The 18939-nt window shown below is 74.4% G+C and carries 13 protein-coding genes; 5 read left to right on the top strand and 8 right to left on the bottom strand.

All coding sequences use genetic code 11. The annotated features are described in order from the left end of the window. The first annotated feature begins 153 nt into the window (after positions 1–153). A complete protein-coding gene (locus tag ACZ4WV_RS10305; RefSeq protein ID WP_465744799.1) occupies positions 154–576 on the top strand; it encodes a hypothetical protein in 423 nt (140 codons plus the stop codon). A gap of 171 nt (positions 577–747) precedes the next feature. Here the strand turns inward: ACZ4WV_RS10305 and ACZ4WV_RS10300 are convergent, their stop codons facing one another. Both ACZ4WV_RS10300 and ACZ4WV_RS10295 read right to left on the bottom strand, forming a co-directional pair. Continuing rightward, positions 748–1002 (bottom strand): hypothetical protein, encoded by a 255-nt coding sequence (locus ACZ4WV_RS10300; RefSeq protein ID WP_465744798.1) that lies wholly within the window; start codon positions 1000–1002, stop codon positions 748–750. A gap of 195 nt (positions 1003–1197) precedes the next feature. Next, positions 1198–1839 carry a DedA family protein gene (locus ACZ4WV_RS10295; RefSeq protein ID WP_465744796.1) on the bottom strand — a complete coding sequence of 214 codons (642 nt, stop codon included), beginning with the start codon at positions 1837–1839 and terminating at the stop codon, positions 1198–1200. A gap of 180 nt (positions 1840–2019) precedes the next feature. Between ACZ4WV_RS10295 and ACZ4WV_RS10290 the strand changes: the two genes are divergently transcribed. After that, on the top strand, positions 2020–2508 hold the full coding sequence (locus ACZ4WV_RS10290) for a phage holin family protein (protein ID WP_465744794.1): 489 nt from the start codon (positions 2020–2022) through the stop codon (positions 2506–2508). Positions 2509–2528: 20 nt separating this feature from the next. Here ACZ4WV_RS10290 and ACZ4WV_RS10285 read toward each other — a convergent pair whose 3' ends face one another. Beyond that, a complete protein-coding gene (locus ACZ4WV_RS10285; protein ID WP_465744792.1) occupies positions 2529–3077 on the bottom strand; it encodes a hypothetical protein in 549 nt (182 codons plus the stop codon). Between the two features lie 439 nt (positions 3078–3516). On the opposite strand from ACZ4WV_RS10285, the gene ACZ4WV_RS10280 reads away from it, so the two are divergent. Together ACZ4WV_RS10280 and ACZ4WV_RS10275 are read left to right on the top strand one after the other, a co-directional pair. Further along, the gene (locus tag ACZ4WV_RS10280; RefSeq protein ID WP_465744790.1) at positions 3517–4005 is read left to right on the top strand and encodes a hypothetical protein; all 489 of its coding nucleotides are present in this window, start codon (positions 3517–3519) and stop codon (positions 4003–4005) included. A gap of 103 nt (positions 4006–4108) precedes the next feature. Then, complete coding sequence (locus ACZ4WV_RS10275; RefSeq protein WP_465745008.1) at positions 4109–5068, top strand: helix-turn-helix transcriptional regulator; 960 nt, start codon at positions 4109–4111, stop codon at positions 5066–5068. Positions 5069–5154: 86 nt separating this feature from the next. Here ACZ4WV_RS10275 and ACZ4WV_RS10270 read toward each other — a convergent pair whose 3' ends face one another. The 5 genes from ACZ4WV_RS10270 to ACZ4WV_RS10250 form a co-directional block, all read right to left on the bottom strand. Continuing rightward, the gene (locus tag ACZ4WV_RS10270) at positions 5155–5847 is read right to left on the bottom strand and encodes a formyltransferase family protein (protein WP_465744788.1); all 693 of its coding nucleotides are present in this window, start codon (positions 5845–5847) and stop codon (positions 5155–5157) included. A 68-nt stretch (positions 5848–5915) separates the two neighbouring features. Further along, positions 5916–7190: a cytochrome P450 gene (locus ACZ4WV_RS10265; RefSeq protein WP_465744786.1), complete on the bottom strand. Its 1275-nt coding sequence runs from the start codon at positions 7188–7190 to the stop codon at positions 5916–5918. Then, positions 7187–9004: a beta-ketoacyl synthase N-terminal-like domain-containing protein gene (locus ACZ4WV_RS10260; RefSeq protein ID WP_465744784.1), complete on the bottom strand. Its 1818-nt coding sequence runs from the start codon at positions 9002–9004 to the stop codon at positions 7187–7189. Before ACZ4WV_RS10260 ends, ACZ4WV_RS10265 begins: the two co-directional genes overlap by 4 nt. 37 nt (positions 9005–9041) lie before the next feature. Continuing rightward, on the bottom strand, positions 9042–10868 hold the full coding sequence (locus ACZ4WV_RS10255; RefSeq protein WP_465744783.1) for a non-ribosomal peptide synthetase: 1827 nt from the start codon (positions 10866–10868) through the stop codon (positions 9042–9044). Then, positions 10865–16924 (bottom strand): acyltransferase domain-containing protein, encoded by a 6060-nt coding sequence (locus ACZ4WV_RS10250; protein WP_465744781.1) that lies wholly within the window; start codon positions 16922–16924, stop codon positions 10865–10867. Before ACZ4WV_RS10250 ends, ACZ4WV_RS10255 begins: the two co-directional genes overlap by 4 nt. A 426-nt stretch (positions 16925–17350) precedes the next feature. Here ACZ4WV_RS10250 and ACZ4WV_RS10245 point away from each other — a divergent pair, with 426 nt between their 5' ends. Next, on the top strand, positions 17351–18721 hold the full coding sequence (locus tag ACZ4WV_RS10245; protein ID WP_465744779.1) for an MFS transporter: 1371 nt from the start codon (positions 17351–17353) through the stop codon (positions 18719–18721). The last annotated feature ends 218 nt before the right edge of the window (positions 18722–18939 follow it).

The following is an 18939-nucleotide window of genomic DNA, read 5'->3' as shown; positions in this document are numbered from 1 at the left end:
GTCTGATCGAGGAGAACACCCCGCCCCAACCCCCCCCCCCCCCCTCCGGTGGCCCCCCCCCCCCCCCCCCCCCCCCCCCCCCCCCCGCCCCGGGCTCGGAGGCCCACGCAGGGACCCGTCACCGGGTCCACCGGTAGAAGGAGGCGATCCGCAATGACGTTGCTGCTGTGCCTGGGAGTGTTCGGGGCCTACGGGCTCGGTGCGCTGCTGACCACCCGTACCGTCTTCCGGCGCGGTAGGGACGGCTACCTCGCGGGCGCCCGCGGCACCACCACCGAGCGGGCCGCCGGCGCCTTCGAACGGCAGGAGCGGCAGCAGCTGGAGGCGCTCGCGCTGTGCGCGGGCGCGTTATGGGTGGTCGCCGTGCCCGTGCTGCTGGTACGGCGGCTGGTCACGACGGTCGCCCTGGCCCGCCCGCACGGGCCGGACGGCGCGGTCGGGTCGGCGGCGCAGGAGGTCTCCAAGCGGATCGACGAACTGGAACGGGCCCTGGAGCTGGGCCCGTACGCGCCGGTCCGCAGCGCCGAGCCGCGGCGCGCCTGCGCGCCGTTCCGCTCGCCCCGCCGGGCGGCCTGAGCCGGACCGGCCCGCACCGGGGGCGCGGAGGCGCTCACGGCCGTCCGCGGCCTCACCCGTTCCTTCACGGCCTCAGTCGTCCTTTCCGGCCTCACGGAACGGCGGGGCGTATGACTTCGGCGCGCCGCGCCCGCCCGGCGACCGAGTGCCGGGCGGGCGCGCGGTTGCGGGTCAGGGCGCCACGGCGTCCGCTGCGGGCGGCTCCGGGTCCCCGTCGTCGTCGGTCTCGGCCTTCCTCCGGACGTCGGCCGGAGTCGGGGCCGTGATCGAGCGTTCCTCGGCGGACCGTTCCCGGGCTCCGACCCCTCCTTCCGCCTTCCTCCGGACGTCGGCCGGAGTGGGCGCCGTGATCGAACGTTCCTCGGCGGACCGCTCCTGGGCGGTCTCGTCCGGCTGGGTCCCGTTGTCGTCGTCGCGCGTGGTCATGGCTTCCTCCCTTTCCGAGGCGTCAGCGGCGGGGACATCAGACGGGTGCCCCGAAAGCCCGGTCCGAACCGGGTGAACGGGGCGAACAGGGCCGGCGCCGGCGAACGGCACCGGCGGGGACACCTCGGCCCTCCGACCGTAACCCGCGACCGCATGCCGCGCCGCCGGGCCCGCCGCCATCAGCGACCCGCTCCGTCAGGACCTCCGCTGCCGGTCGTCGTCGGACGGCTCGCGACCGTGCGAGCGGTGCTTTCGCACGTACCAGACCAGGAGCGCGACGAGGAGCAGGGCGGCGATCGCGATGGCGGTGACGCGGCCGACGGTGCCCTCGACCCGGGTGTAGGCGGCTCCGGCGAAGTAGCCCAGCAGGGTGAATCCGATGCCCCAGGCCAGGCCGCCGAGGGCGTTGTAGAGCAGGAAACGGCGGTACGGCATGCGGGAGATGCCGGCCAGGGAGGGCATCAGCGGGCGGAAGAAGGCGATGAAGCGGCCGAAGAATACGGCGGCCGGCCCTCGACGGCGGATCAGGTCGCGCGCCTTCTCCACCTGCCTGTCGTGGCGCCGAAGGGGACGGGTGCGCAGGATCGCCGGGCCGAGGTGGCGGCCGATCTCGTAGCCGGCGGAGTCCCCCAGGATGGCCGCGCAGACCACCACCAGGACCATCCAGCCGATGGAGGCCCTGCCCTGGTCGGCGAGGAAACCGCCGAGGACGGCGGCGGTCTCGCCGGGGATGAAGAAGCTGAAGAACAGGGCGTCCTCGGTGAAGACCAGGGCACCGATGACCGCGTACACGACCGGCCCGGACAGGCCGTCCAGCCAGTCGGTGATCGAGTGCATCGGCCACACCTCGTCGGGGATCGGCGCCCCTTCCCGCCCCAATGTAACGCTCGCCCCGGTGCCCGGCCTCGGTCGCCCGGACGGCCCCGGGGACCGGCGGATCCCCGCCCCGACCGGCCGTTAGCCCGCCGTGCGGGCGGGTAGGCGCCGCCCGATGGCACCGAGGTGAGGAGGCCGATCATGGACACGACGCCGGGCAACGCCGAGCAGGGCGTGGGGGACGCGGCCCGCCGTCTCACCGAGTCCACCGCCGACCTGGTCCGCCAGGAGGTCGACCGCGCCCGGGACGACCTGGTCGCGACCCTCCGGCAGGCGGGCCTCAGCGCCGGGCTGCTGGCCGCCGCCGGGGTGTGCGGCGTCCTGGGCCTGGCCTCGGCGCACACGGCCCTGCTGCGGACCTTCGAGCGCAGACTGCCGCCCAGGGCGGCCGCCGTCGCGCTCACCGCCGTCTACCTCGCCGGCGCGGCCGCCCTGCTGCCGGCCGCGCGCGACCGGCTCGAACGGGCCCGGCACCGGGGAGCGGACGCCCTCGACCAGGCGCAGACGGACCTCGCCGAGGCCGTACCGGCGGACCGGCCGACCGCGGCCGCCGCCCCGCCCGTGCCGCCGCCGGACGCGGACGGCCCAGCGGCGCCCCCGGCGGCGCCCTCCGGGGAGCAGGGCGGATGAGCAGCGGGTTCCCGCCGGTTTCAGAGGACCGGGTCCGGCTCCGGGCAGCCCGGTCCGGCGCCTCGACGGGGGGCCGTGCTCGCGTCCTGGCCGGGCTCCGTGTTCGCGTCCGTGTTCGCGTCCGTGCTTGCGTCCGGGACTTTCTCCTGGGGGGCGTCGGCGGCCGCGTCGACGCGGGTGAGCGCGGTGTGCAACCGCCGTACGGCGTCCTCGGCGTCGGCGAGCTCGTGCGGGGTCGGCACCACGGTGCCGAAGGCCTGCCGCCGGTCGGCGGGCAGGGCCCGCCAGTGCAGGACCGGAGCGAGCACGGTGCTCGCCCTGGCCAGGAACCAGGCCAGCCGGCCGTGGGTCCGGGCGATGCCGATGGCCAGGACGGCGAGGGCCTCGCGGAGGTCCTCCAGGCGGTCGATGACCGGCAGCCGCTCCTGGTCGGCGGCGGACCCGACCGCCTCCGCCAGGCCGTCAGCGGTCTTCCGGGCCAGGGCCGCGTCCTGCGGGGTGAATTCCCACAGCCCGTCCCGGACCTGCTGCTCGGCCTCCGCGGTGAGGGCCGAGACCTGTGCCGACATCCGCCCGTCGGCACCCGCAGCGTGATGCGGGTCGCGGGGCGACCGCGGGGCGTGCGGCGACTGCGGAGTGTGCGGGGTCGTCGTGTGCTGGTTGTGCGGGGTGTGCGGGTTCAAGGCGGTCCCTCACGGCGGATGACGGCACCCCGGGAAGGGTGCTGCTCCCACGGTGGTCCACCAGGGGGCCCGGGCACAGCTCCAGGAGCGAAACACCTGCTCCGCGCAGCCGCGGAAACGAAATCCTTCCGAAGGCATGGTCCGCCGGAAACCGGCAAGGCGTCCTGGCGACGGTCGCCCGATCGCCGCCAGGACGCCCCGTGGGGAGGCCCCGACCGATGAGTACTCAGACATCCGTCCGGACCCCTGCCCGGACCCCTGCTCGGAGGCTCCGTGCCGCGCGGCGACGGCCCGTACGGCGGTGGTCGGGCCGGGAGGTGGCCCGATGACCGTGCGCACCCGGGCGCTGGAGGGGCTGGCCGCCGGCGCGGCCGGCACCACCGCCCTCAACGCCGTCACCTACCTCGACATGGCCGTGCGCGGCAGGCCCTCCAGCGACACCCCGCAGGAGACCGTGGAGGCCCTCGCCGACCGGACCGGGCTGCCCGTGCCCGGCGCCGACGAGGACCGTGCCAACCGGATCGCCGGCCTGGGGCCGCTGCTCGGGCTGGCTGCCGGACTGGGTGTCGGGCTGGGCGTCGGGGTGCTGACCGGCGTGGTCGCGGGCCCCGCCAGCAGGGCGGGGACGTGCGTCGTCGCCGTGGGCGCCGCCGCGGCCGCGCTGGCCGCCGCGGACGGCCCGATGGCGGCGCTCGGCATCAGCGATCCGCGGACGTGGACGCCTGCCGAGTGGGCCGCCGACATCGTGCCGCACCTCGCCTACGGCGCCGCCACCGCGGCCGTGCTGCACCGGCTGCGCCGCCGCCGGTGCTGACGCCGTCGCCGTCGCCGACCGCCGGGTTTGCCTCCCTCCGGTCGGCACGTAGCGTCGGCACGGGGAACGCGGCCGAGGGGGCCGCGTCGACGACTGGGTGGTGATGGAGATCGAATCGTTGTCCTTCGACAGCACGAGCCTGGAGGCCACGGAGGAATTCCTGTCCACCGCCTACACACCGATGCGGATCGGCAGGTCGGTGGAGGACGCCCGGGCGCGGATCAGCCGCCGGGCGGTCGGGCCGCTCAGCATGGACCGGCTGTCCTTCGGCTACGACATGGCGTACAACGCCGGGAGCCTCGGCCGGGTGTGCCTGGTGAGCATGCACGCCGGCACGATCGCCGACCGGACCGGGGGCGGCGAGGAGACGGTGTTCGGCCCCGGGGAGACGTTCCTGCTGGCTCCGCCGGACGCCCCCTACGAGGGGGAGGTCCGCGCCGCCCGCTACACCATCGCCATGTTCGACACCGACCTGCTGGACGCCGTCGCGCCCGCCGCTCCCGAGGGACGGGGCCCGCTGCGGCTGACCGGCGCCCGCGCCGTCGACGAGGCGGCGAACCGGCGGCTGGGCGCGGTGATCGCCTACGTGCGCGACCACGTCCTCGACGACCCGGCCGCCTGCGAGAACACCCTGCTCGTCGCCACCGCCGCCCAGCACCTGGCGGCCGCGACCCTCGCCGCCCTGCCCCACAACGTCCGCACCGATCCGGTGCCCGCCGACCGGAACGACGCGACCCCGACCACGCTGCGCAGGGCGCTCGCGTTCATCGAGGCGAACGCCGAGCGGGAGATCACGCTCGCGGACATCGCGGCGGCCGCCTGCGTCACCCCGCGGGCCCTCCAGTACGCCTTCCGCCGGCACCTGGACACCACCCCGCTCGCCCACCTGCGCCGGGTGCGCCTGGACGCGGCGCACCGGGACCTGCTGGCCGCCGAGCCGGGCGCCACCACGGTGACGCGGATCGCGATGCGGTGGGGCTTCGCCCACCCCGGCTACTTCGCGGGCCTCTACCGCGACGCCTACCGCCGGGCGCCGGGGGACACCCTCCACCTGGACTCCTGAGGAGGCCGGGGCCCGGAGCGCGAGGTGCGGGCCGAGCCCCGGCGTCGGGGCTGCGGCGTTGGGACCGGGGCGCCGGCGCTGCCGGATCAGTCGTGGAGCGCCCACCGGTGGCCGTCCACCCGGGTGGTGCCGGGGAGCGCGGTGAGTTCGGGCTTGAACAGCGGGGGTGCGCCCATCGCCGGCTCCCAGGTGGCCAGGGCCTCGTCCTGCGGGACCTCGATCCGGCGGTCGGCGGCGAGGTCGGCGACCACCTTCAGGAGGAGGCGGACGCCGAGGGGTGCCAGGTGGTCGCGCCACAGGGTCTGCGGGGTGGAGCCCGGGGGGACGAAGAGGTGCTCCTGCGCGGCGATCGGGCCGGCGTCGGTGCGTTCGGTGAGGTGGTAGACGCTGCCGCCGGTCACCTTGTCGCCGTCGCGGATCGTCCAGCGGACCGCGTCCCGGCCGCGGTGCAGCGGTAGCAGGCTGGGGTGGTAGCCGATGGTGGCGACGGCGGCCCGGGCGCGCGTGTGGCGGCCGAGGAAGGCGTGGGAGTGCGCGGCGACGATGATGTCCACGCCGTCCGGGACGTGCGTCGCGCGCAGCTCGGCCGAGTCCGTCCACGGGATGTCGCGGGGGAACGCCCAGGAGCGCAGGCGGTCCCAGGACATCGGCTTGCCCTCGTCGGAGTGCCCCCTGCGCAGCCGGGGGGCCGCCGCGCCGACGATCTTGTGCCCTTCGCCCTGCAGGGCTTCCGCGACCTGCACCGCGAACGCCCCCTGTCCTGACATGTAGATGTTCATCCGCACTCCTGCGGTCGGTTGTCGGTTGACTGGCGGTCAGCCGTCAGTCGGGCGGTCGTCGGTCGTCGTCAGTCGGCGGGCGATCGCGCGGCCGGGGTGAGGTGGCTCGCGGGCTCGAAGCGGACCGGCAGGGTGGAGAACCCGGTCAGGAAGGTGGACCGGATGCGCCGGGCCTCACCGGTCTGCTCGATGCCGTCGGTGAAGTCCCGCAGGGCGAGCAGAAGTTCGGCGATCTCCACCTTGGCCAGGTAAGAGCCGACGCAGAAGTGCGGGCCGTAGCCGAAGGCCAGGTGCTTGTTGGGGGTGCGGCCGAGGTCGAACTCCCCGGGGCGGGCGAAGACCCGTTCGTCCCGGTTGGCGGAGGCGTGCCAGAGGGTGACGACGTCACCCGGCCGTAGCCGTACGCCGTGCAGTTCGGTCTCCCGGACGACGCTGCGCCCGAAGTGCATGGTGGGTGACGCCCAGCGCAGCACCTCGTCCACGGCGGTGTCGACGGCGACCTCGCCGTGCTTGAGCCGGCGCCACTGCTCGGGGTGGGCCGCGAGGGTGTGGACGCAGTCGATCATCGTCAGCCGGCTGGTCTCGTCGCCCCCGATGATCAGGCTGTAGCAGTTGAGCACCACGTCCTCGTCGGACAGCGGCACGCCGTCGATCGAGCTGCCGATCAGCATGCTGATCACGTCGTCACCCGGCGATTCCCGCCGCTCCTCCACGAGGTCGGTGAAGTACATCAGGATCTCGTTGCGGGCCATCTCGGAGTCGACGTCCTCGATGTCCTCGTCGTCGGCCGACAGCGCGGTCTTGGTGAGGCTGAGCAGGTAGTCCCGGTCCTGCTCGGGCACGCCGAGCAGGTTGGCGATGGTGGTCATCGGGATCCGGCCGGCGATCTGCTCCGCGAAGTCGCAGCCGCCGGACTCCACCGCCTCCCTGATCCACTGCCGGGTGTTCCGCCGGACGGTCCGGGCGACCTCGTCCAGCACCCTGGGCGAGAGCACCCGTTGGAGGATCTTGCGCAGCTCGTGGTGCCGGTGGCCGTCGGTGACGGCCAGCATCCGGCCGGCCCCGGCGTCACCGCCCTCCAGGAGCGTGACGAGCACGTTGCCCCGCTCGGAGGTGAAGTTCACGTCGTCCCGGTAGGTGGCCGTGATGTCGTCGTGGCGGGAGAGCACCCAGAAGCCGCGGCGGCCGTCGACCGGGGGGTTCCAGTGCAGCGGGGCGGTGTCCCGCAGGGTGCGCCAGAGGCCGTCGAGATCGTGGCGGGCGAAGGTGGCCGGATCGCCGAGGTCCGGGCCGTCGAGGTTCATGGTTTCCGGGCTGTCCGGGGCAGGTCCGGTCATGGTCACCAGTCCGTCCGCCAGAACCGGCGGGGCCGGAACGGGTAGGTGGGCAGCGGCACGCGGTGGCTGGCCTCTCCCCGGTGCAGGGTGTCGAAGTCGACCTGGTGGCCGGTCACCCAGGCGGTGGCCAGGTCCGCAAGCGCCCGCGCGTCGGCGCCGGACGGCACGAGCCCCCGGTCGGTGCGCGCGAAGGAGCCGGGGTCCGTGGGCGGAGCGGCGGCGGTCGTGGTGGTGGCGGTGGCGGGGCCGCGGGGGACGTCGTCGGAGAGCGCGGCGATCAGCTCCGCGCGGGTGCGGACCACGGCCGCCCAGCGGCGGGGCATCACCTTGCGGCCGAGGTTGAGGCTGTAGCAGACGTCGTCGAGGCGGAGTCCGGGGTCGGCCTCCAGCCGGTCCTTGAGCCGTGCACGCTGCCGGGCCAGTGCCTCGTCGTCCAGGGCGGAGAGGGTGGCCAGCCGCGGCCTGCCCTGCTCCTCGGGGGCGCGCGGGGCCGGCGTCGGCGCCTCCTCCAGCAGCAGGTGGGCGTTGTAGCCGCCGCCCCCGATCGAGGTGATGCCCGCGCGGCGGATGCCGGCCTCGGGTGCCCAGTCGGCCGCTTCGAGCTGCGGTACGAAGGGCGTGCCGGGGAAGTCGAGGTCCGGGTTGACCTCCGTCAGGTTGATCGTCGCCGGGAGCGTCCGGTGGTACAGCGCCAGCGCGGCCTTGACGGCACCGAAGCCTCCCGACACCACGCCGCCGTGGCCCACGTTGCCCTTGACCCCGCCGATCGAGGTGGTCGCGGTCTGCTTCCCGAACGCCATGCCCGCCGCGTGCACTTCGAGCTCGTCGGTCATCGGCAGGCCGAGACCGTTGGCCTCGTACATGGACACGGTGTCCGGGGTGACGCCGCCGACCTCCATGGCCGCGGCGATGCAGGCGCTCAGCCGCTCGGGCTGGGCCAGGCCGTACGCCATCGCGCTGACGCCGTTGTTGTTGACGGCCGAGCCCTTGACCACGGCGTAGACGTGGTCGCGGTCGGCGACGGCCCGGCCCAGCGGCTTCAGCAGCAGGGTGACGACGCCGCTGGACAGCGAGGTGCCGGTGCCGTGGGCGTCGAAGGGGCGGCAGTGGCCGTCCCTCGACAGGACGCGGTTCTCCTCCCACAGGTGGCCGCGGGGGTGCGGCAGGCGGACCATCGCGCCGCCGGCGATCGCCAGGTCGGTCTGGCCGAGCAGCAGCGACTGGCAGGCCAGGTGCACCGCGTAGTGGAAGCCCGCGCACACGGCGGCGACGGTGACGGCCTCGCCGGTGAGCCCCAGGTAGTACAGCGCGTTGGAGGTCATGGTGTCCGGCGACCACGCCAGGCTGGCCTCGATCGCCTCGGGGCCGACCGACACCCGGTCCGGCGGGGAGCTGTAGAGCGCGGCGGTCTGCGGGTTGTTGGCGCCGTACACGCCGACCTCGGCCGCGAGCCGGTCCGGGTCGTAGCCGCCGTCCTCGAGCGCCTCCCAGGCGCTCTCCAGGAACAGCCGGTTCTCCGGGGTCATCGCGGCCGCCATCCGGTCGCTGATGCCGAACACCGACGGGTCGAACTTGTCGTACGTGTCGAGCAGACCGCAGGCCCGCACGTAGAACGGGCTGTGGATCAGGGTCTCGTCGACGTGGATGTCGTCCTTGGCCAGGAACGACACGGACTCCCTGCCGTGGACGAGGTTGTCCCAGAACTGTTCCTTGGTGCGGGCTCCGGGTGCCCGCAGGGACATGCCGATGACGGCCACGTCGCCCGGGTCGTGCTCCGGCTCGGGGTCCTGCAAGGCGTCCTGCTCGGGGCGGTCGGTCATGGGGAGGGCTCCTGCTTCGCTTCGGGTGGGGGAGGAGTCAGCGGCCGGTGGCGCCGCCGCGGCCGCGCAGCGCCGCGCGGCGGGCGGTGGCGCGCACCCGGGCGGACTGGACGACCTCGGGGGCGGCGCCGCTGTCGTCGTCGAGCCAGCGGGCGAGGGAGGTGATGTCGCGGAAGCTGAAGAGGTCGGGCACCCGGACCCGGCGGTCGAAGCGCCGGGTCATCAGCCGGGCGAGGCGGATGAGCAGCAGCGAGTCGCCGCCGAGGTCGTAGAAGGCGGACTGCACGTCGATGCCCGAGGGTTCGAGGCCCAGCAGCTGGCCCCAGATCTCCGCCAGGGCGACTTCGGTCGGCGTGCTCGCGGCCGTCAGCGGCCCGTCGGTGCCGGCGGCCGGCGGCTCGGGGAGCGCGTTGCGGTCGAGCTTCCCGCCCGGGCCCAGTGGGAGGGCGGGCAGCAGCACGAGCGTCGCGGGCACCAGGTACTCGGGCAGTTCGGCGGCGAGCCGGCCGGTGACGGCGCCGCGGAGGGCGGCGTCCGACGGCCGGGTGCCCTCGGAGGCGTCGTCGCCCGCGGGCACCACGTAGCCGACGAGCCGGTTGCCCCGGACGGCGGCGGCGGCCTCCCGGACCTCGGGGCAGGCCGTCAGCCGGGCCTCGACCTCCTCCAGCTCGATGCGGTGGCCGCGCAGCTTGACCTGGTGGTCGGTGCGGCCGAGGAACCGGAGTTCGCCGCCGTCGGTGAAGGCGACGAGGTCTCCGGTGCGGTACATCCGCTCGCCGCCGCGGAACGGGTCGGGCAGGAAGCGTTCGGCCGTGGTCCGCGGCCGGTTGACGTAGCCGTGGGCGAGGCCCGCGCCGCCGAGGTACAGCTCACCGGGCTCGCCGGCCGGCACCTGATGCATGTCGTCGTCGAGCACGTAGACCCGGGAGCCGGTCGTCGGCGGACCGATCGTCGGCTCGTCGGTGCCGCCTTCGGGTACCGGTCCGAAGGAGCAGAAGACCGTCCCCTCGGTGGGGCCGTAGGCGTTGAACACCTGCTCGGCGCCGGTCTCCCGGTACGTCCGGTCCACCAGTTTGCGGCGCAGGGCCTCGCCGCCGAACACGACGGTGCGCACGTTCGGGGGCAGGGCCCCGGCGTCGAGCAGGGAGTTCATGACGGACGGGACGACGTTCAGGTGGGTGATCCGGTCGGCGTACCGGCTCTCCGGCAGGTGCACGGCACTTTCGACGAGCACGACGGCGCCGCCGCGGCACAGCGCGCCGAAGATCTCCATCACGGACATGTCGAAGCAGATCGAGCTGGCCGCCGACACTCCGCTCAGGTCGCGGCCTTCGAGGATCCGGTCCAGCTCGGCGAGCATCGCCGTGCAGCCGCCGTGCCGGACGGCGACGCCCTTGGGCGTGCCGGTGGAGCCGGAGGTATAGATGACGTACGCGGTGTCCTCGGGCACGACCGGCACGGGCACGGCCCCGGCCTCGGTCGTCACGGTGTCCCCCAGCACGACCACGGTCGGGCCGGGCGGGCAACCGGCCCGGGACGCGGGCGTGGTGACCAGCAGGCTCGTCCCGCTGTCTCGGACCATGAAGGCGAGCCGGTCGGCGGGGTAGTTCGGGTCCAGCGGCAGGTAGCAGGATCCGGTACGCAGGGCCGCCAGGACGGCGACGAGCAGGTCGGGGGTGCGCTCGACGCAGATGCCGACCGGGACGCCGGGCCCCGCGCCCTCGGCGGCCAGCCGCTCCGCCAACCGCGCGGAGCGTTCGTTCAGTTCGCCGTAGGTGAGGAGGCCGGCGTCGGAGTAGACCGCCGTCGCGTCGGGGTTCTTGAGCGCCTGCTCGACGAACTCGGCGTGCAGGGTCGCGGTCACCGGTCCGCTCCTTCGGGCAGACCGGCCGGTGCGATGTCGGCGAGGGGCAGGTCGGGCCGGGCGATCGACTCGAAGAGGACGGTGCGGTACAGCGCGAGCAGTGCCGTCACGGTCTGCCTTTCCAGGTAGCTCGGTTTGAACTGGACGTGGCCGGCCACCTCGCCGTCGATGTCGGCCATCGAGATCTCGAGGTCGAACTTGGCGAGGTCCCTGCGCACCTGAAGCGGTTCGAGCGGCAGCGCGCCGTCGGGCGAGACGGTGTCGCCGACGCCGTGGAAGAGCTTGACGGAGCGCGGGAAGGCCTCCGAGGACAGCCAGTTCACCACCACGTCGAACCACGGGGGGCGGCCCTCGGCCCGCGGCGGCTTCAGCTGGGCGGCCAGCAGGTCGAGCGGGTAGTTCATGTGCTCCAGGAGTCCGAGGGAGAAGGCGTGGACCTCGCGCAGCAGGTCGCGGAAGCTGCGGTCACCGGCAGGGCTCGCACGGACCAGCACGGTGTTGAGGTAGTAGCCGACCGCGGACTCCCAGCCGGGCTCGGAGCGTTGGGCGATGGCGGTGGCCAGCACCGAATCCCCGGTGCCCGCCGCCCGGTTGAGCGTGGCGAAGAATCCGGCCAGCACCACGGTGCTGATCGAGACGCCCTCGCGCACCGCGAACTCCCGAAGCCGGCGCGTCTCTTCAGCGCTCCAGCGGAACGCGAGGTCGCGGCCCTCGTAGGTGACGCCCGGCGGGCGCCGCACCGGGGACAGGTCGAGGCGGGCGGGCGGGTCGGCGAGCTTCCGCGACCACCAGTCCAGGGCCGCGTCGGCCGCCGGCCCGGCGAGCCACTGCCGTTCCCAGGCGACGAACTCGGAGTACGGGGCGGCCGGCGCGCGGTCGGTGGGGTCGGCGCCCTCGTAGAACTCCTGGAGTTCGCGGATCATCACGTCGGCCGACGCCGCGTCGGAGGCGATGTGGTGGACCAGCACCAGCAGGTAGTGGTCCGCCGGCCCGCGCGTCAGGAGGACGACCCGCACCAGCGGCCCGTGGTCCAGGTCGAGCGGCTCGTGCCCGTGGCGGGCCAGTTCCTCCCGGGCCTGTTCGTCGTCCAGGCCGGCGCCGTCCACCACGGCGAACTCGTACACCGGCTCGTCCAGGATGACCTGGTAGGGGCTGCCGCCCGCCTCCACGAAGAGAGTGCGCAGCGCGGGGTGCCGCGTCAGCACGGCCCGGACGGCGCGCTCCAGGCCCGGCTGGTCGACGGCGGCCCGGATCCTCGCGGCCACCATGAAGTTGTAGGGCACCGCGTCCGGCGCGACCATCTGCATGAACCACAGCGAGGCCTGGCCGTGCGACGCGGGCGCCAGGGCGAAGCCGAGGCCGTCGGCGCGCAGCTGCGCCAGAGGCGGTGCGTCGGTGGCCTCCAGCAGGCCGCGCGCGTCCAGCTCCTCCACCAGTTCCCCGGCGTCGAGTTCGGACAGCTCGTCGAGGAACGTCCGCTCCGGTTGGGTCTCGGCCCCGGTCTCGGCCTCGGCGGGCGGCGGAGCGGGAGTGGGGGCCGCCGTCGGGGCGGGCGCGGGCCGGCCGGCGATGACCTCGGCGCAGTGGCCGACCACCTCGGCGATGGTGCGGCCGTCCAGGAACACCACCGGCGACACCCGGTGGCCGAAGAGCGACTGCAGCCGGTTGACGAGGCGGATCGCCAGCATCGAGTCGAGGCCGAAGTCGCGCAGCCCGGCGTCCGCGTCGAAACTGCTCACGGGCACGCCCAGGGCGTCGGCGAGTTCGGCGAGGACGACGTCCTCCACCGGGCGGTTCTCCACGGGCGGTGCCGGTGCGGGCTGTGTCTCGGGCGCGGTCGTCTCTGTCGTCACGGTCGTTACGGACGTCCCGGTCGTCCCGGTCGTCCCGGTCGTCCCGGTCGTTACGGTCGTCTGCACCGGACGGGCCGCGGCCGGCACGCGGTCGGCGCGGTCGGGCTCGGTGTCGATCCAGTAGCGGTCCTTCTGCCACTGGACGAGCGGGGTCTCGACCAGCTCGACGTCGTCGGCGAACAGCGCGTCGAAGGTCAACGGGATGCCCCTGACGTACAGCGACGCGACGGCGCCCAGCAGGCAGCGGCGGTCACTCTCCTCACGCCGCAGGGAGTTGACGGCGTGCACCCGCGCGCCGCGGGTCAGGGCGATCTCCTCGACCGCGCCGCGCAGCGTCTCGTGCGGCCCGATCTCGATGAAGGTGCCGACGCCCCGGTCGACCAGCGCGCCGATCGTCTCGGCGAAGCGGACCTGGTTGCGCAGGTTGTGTACCCAGTACTCGACGTCGGCGACCGGGTTCACCGTGTCGGCCAGCGCCGTGGAGTGGAAGTCGATGCCGGGCGTCAGCGGGCGGATGCCGTCGATGCTCGCCCGCAGCGGCTGGAGCAGCGGGTCCATGCCGGGGCTGTGCACCGGGCGTTCGACCCGGATCCGCCGGACGGAGATGCCGTCCCGGGTGAGGTCGGCCTCCAGGGCGGCGACGGCGTCGGGCGAGCCCGAGACGGCCGCACTGGTGGGGCTGTTGACCACGGCGACGGCCGCGTGCTCGGCGTACGGGGCGAGCCGGGGCAGCAGTTCCGCCTCCGGCAGGTCGACCGAGATCATGGCGCCCGCGGCGGCCCGGTGCTCCAGCAGGTGCGACCGGGCGACCACGACGCGGGCGGCGTCGTCCAGGGACAGCGCGCCGGCGACGCAGGCGGCCGCGACCTCGCCCAGGCTGTGCCCGACCACGGCGGCCGGCTGGACGCCGAGTTCGAGCCAGACCTTCGCCAGCGAGACCTGGAGGGCGAACAGCACCGGCTGCTGGAGGTCCATCTCCTCGTATCGGGCCTGCTCGGCCGACGCGGCGAGCCGGTCGAGCACCGAGCAGCCGCCGGCCGCGCGCACGGCGGCGTCGCAGGCGTGCATCCAGCTGCGGAAGCCCGGGTGCGAGCGCAACAGCTCCCGGCCCATGCCGACCCACTGGGTGCCGCCGCCGGAGAACACCAGCGCCACCCGCCGGTCGGCGTTGCCGGGAACGGTGCCGGTGACGACGTCGGGATGCGGCTGCCCGCCGGCGACCCGGGCGAGCCCGTCCAGGACGTCCTGCCGGTTGCGGGCGAACAGCGCGATCCGGTGGTTGTGGTGAGTGCGCCTGGCGGCGAGCGTGTAGGCGAGGTCGGCGACCCGCAGGCCGGGGTCGCGTTCGACGTGGTTGGACAGCTCGCGGCAGGTGTCGGTCAGCGCCCGCGCCGTACGGGCCGAGACGGGGACGAGGTGCAGCTGCCCGTCGGCCGCGGCGTCGCCGTGGCTCGGGGTGACGTGCCGCCCCCGGTCGCCGGCCAGGAACGGGTGGGCCGCGACGGGGAGTCCGGCGGTGTAGAGGGCGCCGAGCGAGCCGAGCAGGGTCGCCGCCTCGTCGGCGCCCCGGCGGAGCGAGGGCAGGGTGGCCGCGGGCAGGATCTCCGCGACGGACTTCAGCAGGACGGGGTGCGGGCTGAGTTCGATCACCGCGTCCACGTCCTGGTCGCGCAGCCCGGTCAGGGCGTCGACCATCCGGATCTCCCGGCGCAGGTTGTCCGCCCAGTAGTCCGGGCCGAGTTCCGCGCCGTCGACGGGCTCACCGGTCACCGTCGAGATCATCGGGATGCGGGCGGTCCGCGGCCTGATGCCGTCGAGTTCGGCCCTCAGCGGGGCGAGGACGTGGTCGACCAGCGGCGAGTGGGGGGCGTGGCCCATCCGCACCCGGTGGTGGGTGACGCCCTCCTCGGTCAGCCGCCGGACCAGGTCGTCGATCTCCTGCGGCGTGCCGGTGACGAGGGTGGAGTGGAGGCCGTTGCGGCCGGAGACGGTGAGCCGGCCGGTCAGGTGCCGCTCGGCCTCCTCCGCGGCGGTCATCACCACGATCCCCTCGCCCCGGCCGACGGCCAGTTGCTGGAGGAGCCGGCCGTGCTGGGCGGCCAGCCGGGAGGCGTCGTCGAAGTCGAGCGCGCCGGCGATGTGGGCGGCGGCGAACTCACCGACGCTCTGCCCCACGACGACGTCCGGCTCCACCCCCAGCGAGCGCCAGGTTTCGGCGAGGGCGACCTGCATCGAGAAGAGCAGCGGCTGGAATACGTCCATGTCGTCGATGCGGCCGTCGGGAGCGAGCAGCTGCTCGACGATCGAGAAGCCCAGCAGCTCCCGCATCCGCCGGTCGGACCTCATCATCGACCGGCGGAACACCGGCATGCCGGCGAGTAGTTGCCTGCCCATGCCGGCCCACTGGGAGCCGTTGCCGGAGAACAGGAAGGCCACCCGCGGCGTGCGGTCGGCCCGCTCGCCGACGGTCAGTCCGGGGGCCGGCTCACCGCGGCCGAAGGCGTCCAGCCGGGCCCTGAGTTCGGCCATGTCGCGGGCGGTGACGGCGAGCCGGTACGGGCCGTCGCCGGGCGTGCGGCGGCAGAGCGCGCGCAGGTCGGTCTCGTCGCGCAGCGCCTCGGCCCGCCGGGCCAGCTGCTCCCGGGAGTTCGCCGCGAGCAGCAGCAAGGAGCTCTCGGGGCGCGGCAGTTCCTCGACGGCGAGGTGGCAGATCGCGCCGCCGAAGCCGAAGGAGCTGACGCCCGCGCGGCGGGCATCGGAGCGGCGCGGCCACGGCGTCAGCCGGTCCTGGACGGTCAGGTGGTACTGGTCGAAGAGGATCTGCGGGTTCGGCGCGCTGTAGTGCAGGCTGGGCGGCAGCACGCCGTTGCGCATCGACAGCGCCAGTTTGACCAGGCCGACGATGCCGGCGGCGGCCTCCAGGTGCCCGACGTTGGACTTGACTGACCCGAGCCGCAGCGGCTCCGCACGATCGCCGCCCAGGACCGCGCCGATGGCGTTGGCCTCGATCGGGTCGCCGAGGGGCGTCGCGGAGCCGTGGCACTCGACGTAGTCGACGAGGTGCGGTGCGATGCCCGCCCGTCGGTACGCGGTGCGGAGCATCTTCTCCTGGGCCTGGGGGTTCGGCGCCGTCATGCCGTTGCTCGGGCCGTCGTTGTTCGAGGAGCTGCCCTTGATCAGGCAGTACACCGGCAGGTCGCGTTCGAGCGCCACACTCAGCGGGGCGAGCACCACGACGCCGGCGCCCTCGCCGCGGACGTAGCCGTCGGCGCGGGCGTCGAAGGACTTGCAGCGGCCGTCCGGGGCGAGCGCGCCCATCTGGTCCATGGCGGTGTAGTAGTCGGAGACGAAGCTCAGGTTGACGCCGCCGGCCAGGACCAGGTCGCTCTCGCCGAGCTGGATCGACTGGCAGCCCACGTGCACCGAGACCAGTGATCCGGCGCAGGCGGCGTCGATGGCCATGCTCGGGCCCTGCAGTCCGAGGACGTAGGAGACGCGGTTGGCGATGATGCCGTCGTGCATGCCGGTCGCGGTGTGCGGGGTGATCCGGCTGTCGGGGCCGCGGTAGTGCGCGAGCGCGGCGTAGTCACCCCAACAGGAGGCCATGAACACGCCGGTGTCGCTGCCGGCCAGGGTGTGGGGTGCGATGCCCGCGTCCTCCAGGGCCTCCCAGGACAACTCCAGGATCAGGCGCTGCTGCGGGTCCATCTGGACGGCTTCGCGGGGTGAGATGCCGAAGAAGAGCGGGTCGAAGCGGTCGATGCCGTCGATGAACCCGCCCCAGCGCACCCGGTCGTTCAGGAGCGCTCTTCGCGCGGCCGGTACCGGTCCGACGGCATCGCCGCCCTCGACCAGCAGCCGCCAGAAGGAGGACGGGTCCGGCCCGCCGGGGAACCGGCAGCCGATGCCCACGACCGCGACGGGCTCGTGCGAGGGCGTGCGGCGGCCGGCGCCCGGGGCGGGCTCCGGGGCCGGCGGGCCGTCGACGAGCGCCCGGGCCAGCTCGTCGACGGTCGGGTACTGCCAGATCCAGGTGGCCGGGACGGGCCGGCCGAGGAATTCGGAGAGGGCGGCCGCGAGGGCCACCGACTTCGCCGAGTCCAGTCCGTACCGGTGGATCGGCGCCCAGCGGTCCACCGCGTCCACGGACACGTCCGACAGTTCGGCGACACGGGAGAGCAGGAAATCCGTTACGGCGGACACGTCTCGCGCTGCGCGTTCTCGGGGCATGACGACTCCCTCAGCAGGGCGGATGGAAGGGGTGGGCGGTTCGGCTCCGGGAGGAAGGAATGCGTGCCTTCCGGCACGTCGCTGCCGGGGATTCCGGCGCTGCTCTCCGGGTCCGCGCCAGAGCGCGGAGATCGGCACGGATCTCGGGGGAATGCCCGTGGGCGTAGGGAGACTGCCCGGTACGCCCCTGACGGGTGCACATCAGAGTGCCACCCTGTGAATGGTGAGACAAGCGCCGGGCGAGCGCCGGTCGGGGCAGTGGCGAGAATCGGTCTCCAAAGTGTCCGGTTCGGTCTCCTGGCCCCGCCGGGCGGACGGACTCGATGTGGTGCCGCGGAGCCGGGGCCGCGGTACTGGTGGGGTAGACGGCGGCTGAGTGATCCATGCAAGCTGATCCCCATGGCCGTTGAGGAAGTTGATGCGACGTCGGATGCCCCGGTCGAGCCGCTGCGGCGGCCGGGGCTGGCCCTCGGAGTGCTGGCCGGGGCGCTCGCCCTGGACGTGAGCGGACTCGGGGTGCTCAACGCCGCCCTGCCGTCCGTCGGAACGCGCTTCGATCTGGACGACACCACGCTCCAGTGGGTCATGACCGCCTACGCCGTCACCTTCGCCGGCTTCCTGCTGGTCGGCGGCCGCCTGGCCGACGTTCTCGGACGGCGGCGGGTGTTCGAGGCCGGTGTCGCCCTGTTCACCGTCTCCGCGCTGGTCGGTGCGCTGGCCCCGGACACCGCGGTGCTGCTCGGTGCGCGCGCCGCCCAGGGCATCGGCGCCGCCCTGTCGGGGCCGGCCGCGCTGGCCCTGCTCACCGGCACCTTTCCGGCGGGCCCGGCCCGTAACCGGGCGCTCAGCGTGTACGCGGCGGTGGGCGCCGCGAGCTTCAGCGGCGGGGTGCTGCTGGGCGGCGTGCTGACCCAGTTCCTCGGCTGGCGCTCGGTGCTGTGGTTCTCGGTGCTGCTGGGGCTCGCCGTCCTGGCCGCGACCCGCGCCGGACTGCCCGACGGCGCCGGGCACAGCGGCCGGCTGGACCTGCCCGGCGCGATCTCCGGCACACTCGGCCTCACCCTGCTCATCGTCGGGGTGAGCAGCGACGGCGCGACGGCGTGGGCCGTGCTCGCCGCCGCGGTGGTCTTCCTGGTGCTGTTCGTCCTGCGCGAGCACCGCACCGCCGACCCGGTGCTCCCGCTCGGGCTGTTCCGGATCGCCTCGGTGCGGTCCGCGAGCCTGGCGGCGTTCCTCCAGTACACGGGCTCGGTCGGGATGCTGTTCTTCGCGCCGCTGTACCTCCAGGGGATGCTGCACTACTCGCCGTTCGAGTCCGGCCTCGCGCTGGTGCCGATGTCGCTGGCCGTGTTCCTGACCGCCAACTTCGCCACCGGACGCCTGCTGGCCCGGTACGCCCCGCGGACGCTGATGGCCGTCGGCCTCGTCCTGATCGGTGTGGGCACCGGGCTGTGGCTGGACACACCGCACGACGGCAGCTACCTGTGGCACGTGCTGCCCGGACTGGTGCTCAGCGGCATCGGCCAGGGGCTGAACTTCCCCTCGATGACCTCCGCCGCGCTCGCCGGTGTCCCGGCCCGGCAGCACGCCGTCGCCGGGGCGGTGAACGTGGTCACCCAGCAGATCGGCGCGAGCGTGGGCGTGGCGGTGATGGTCCTGGTCGCGGCGACCGGCGAGGACCAGCTCGGCGGCTACCACCTTGCGTACGTCGCCGCCGCCGTCGCGTGCCTGCTGGGCGCGGCGCTCATCGCCGTGAAGCGGCGGGCCTGAGCGGGACTGGGCGGGTCTGGGCGGGTCTGGGCGGGTCTGGGCGGGACTGGGCAGGTCTGAAGGGGGCTTGAACGGGGCGGACCGGGGATGGAACGGGCGGGGGGGGGGGGGGGGGGGGGGGGGGGGGGGGGGGGGGGGGGGGGGGGGGGGGGGGGGGGGGGGGGGGGGGGGGGGGGGGGGGGGGGGCGGCGCGGGGGGTGTCACCGGTGTCGGTGGTG

The organism is Kitasatospora sp. NPDC029312, assembly GCF_055569215.1.
The sequence above is the reverse complement of the archived record's forward strand: the minus strand, read 5'-3'. Positions and strand labels throughout refer to the sequence as shown.

Coding starts and splice junctions, on each gene's coding strand:
- ACZ4WV_RS10290 (WP_465744794.1), top strand. CDS start 2,020: ATGGACACGACGCCGGGCAACGCCGAGCAGGGCGTGGGGGACGCGGCC.
- ACZ4WV_RS10275 (WP_465745008.1), top strand. CDS start 4,109: ATGGAGATCGAATCGTTGTCCTTCGACAGCACGAGCCTGGAGGCCACG.
- ACZ4WV_RS10280 (WP_465744790.1), top strand. CDS start 3,517: ATGACCGTGCGCACCCGGGCGCTGGAGGGGCTGGCCGCCGGCGCGGCC.
- ACZ4WV_RS10300 (WP_465744798.1), bottom strand. CDS start 1,002: ATGACCACGCGCGACGACGACAACGGGACCCAGCCGGACGAGACCGCC.
- ACZ4WV_RS10260 (WP_465744784.1), bottom strand. CDS start 9,004: ATGACCGACCGCCCCGAGCAGGACGCCTTGCAGGACCCCGAGCCGGAG.
- ACZ4WV_RS10285 (WP_465744792.1), bottom strand. CDS start 3,077: ATGTCGGCACAGGTCTCGGCCCTCACCGCGGAGGCCGAGCAGCAGGTC.
- ACZ4WV_RS10270 (WP_465744788.1), bottom strand. CDS start 5,847: ATGAACATCTACATGTCAGGACAGGGGGCGTTCGCGGTGCAGGTCGCG.
- ACZ4WV_RS10295 (WP_465744796.1), bottom strand. CDS start 1,839: ATGCACTCGATCACCGACTGGCTGGACGGCCTGTCCGGGCCGGTCGTG.
- ACZ4WV_RS10305 (WP_465744799.1), top strand. CDS start 154: ATGACGTTGCTGCTGTGCCTGGGAGTGTTCGGGGCCTACGGGCTCGGT.
- ACZ4WV_RS10245 (WP_465744779.1), top strand. CDS start 17,351: ATGGCCGTTGAGGAAGTTGATGCGACGTCGGATGCCCCGGTCGAGCCG.